Raw genomic sequence first — 1,123 nt, 5'->3', positions numbered from 1 at the left:
CGCGACCCGTCCTCGATGGGTGGCCGGCTCCCAGCGCGGCACCCAGCGCAGCCAGGCCTGAACAGCCTGGTCGACCTGCGTCTCCAGCGAGCGCTCCACACGTAGAGCGTACGACGACCGTGCCCGCTGGGCGCCGATTGACGGGCCGGAATCCTGCGTCCTACTCGTCCTCGTCCTTCTCCCACGGCCACTGCGGGTGGCTCGCGCGGGTGCGCCGCAGCGCGATGCCGCCCCACGCGGCCACCGCGGCGACCAGCAGAAGCACCAGGCTCGCTCCCCCGCGCACGAGGTCGCCGGCCACGGCGGTGGCGACCACGAGGTCGCCGGTGCCCACCACGACTCCCACCCACACCGCGACGAGGTGGGCGAGCCCGACCCCCACGCCGATGCCCGGAACGGACAGGAACGACGGATGCTCGCGGCGCAGCGCCATCCAGAGTCCGAGCGCGAACGCCAGCACCGCGACGAGCATGCCCACGGCCCCCGGCATCTGCCCGAGTCCCTCGACCGCGATGATGTCGGTGTCGGTCGCGATCGTCAGCGCGCCGAGCCCGAAGACGGCCAGCGCGAAGAAGCCGACCGTCGCGAGAACCAGTGCCAGGACAGCCGAAACCCCCGCGGACTCGGGTCCACGGGGGTTCGGCGATGACATGGTCGTGACTATCGCGACAGCGTCGGGCCGGCTTCGAGCGTGCGCTCGTACTCGCGCTGCGCCTCGGCGTTGAGCTCGGTCTTGCGGGCACCGCTGCGTGCGACCCACGCGCCGAACCAGATGGTCAGCTCACGCGCGAAGACGAACGCGGCGATGGCCAGCGGTGCGAGCAGCTGCGAGCCGATGAGCTCGTTGGCCTCGCTCGCACTGAGCAGCCAGAACGGCGCCTGGAACAGCTGACCCAGGAGGTGCCCGCCGTAGGCGATCGCGCCGACGATGATGCCGAAGACGACCCACAGGCCCCAGCGTCCGCGGTTGATGAACGCACCGAGAAGCCAGAAGCCGAAGAAGAACACGGCCACAGGAACCCAGTAGCTCCAGGTGACCAGCGGGGCGATCGCCGCATCCGCGATGTTCGCTCCGGTGACCTCTCCCTCGAGCGCGCGCACACCGAGCGTCGCGGCCAGGTAC

1 protein-coding gene and 2 pseudogenes are annotated in these 1,123 nt (G+C 71.1%); all 3 read right to left on the bottom strand.

The annotated features are described in order from the left end of the window. Positions 1-99, bottom strand: a pseudogene (locus RTM68_RS18130) (spermidine/putrescine ABC transporter substrate-binding protein); the annotation flags it as partial. A 61-nt stretch (positions 100-160) separates the two neighbouring features. After that, positions 161-652 carry a hypothetical protein gene (locus RTM68_RS18125; RefSeq protein ID WP_312173676.1) on the bottom strand — a complete coding sequence of 164 codons (492 nt, stop codon included), beginning with the start codon at positions 650-652 and terminating at the stop codon, positions 161-163. 8 nt (positions 653-660) lie between these two features. Then, positions 661-1,123: pseudogene (locus RTM68_RS18120) on the bottom strand (ABC transporter); the annotation flags it as partial.

Origin of the sequence: Microbacterium sp., from assembly GCF_031988965.1 — a bacterium.
Lineage (GTDB): Bacteria > Actinomycetota > Actinomycetes > Actinomycetales > Microbacteriaceae > Microbacterium.
Note: the sequence above shows the minus strand (reverse complement) of the source record. Positions and strands in the feature narration are given on the sequence as shown.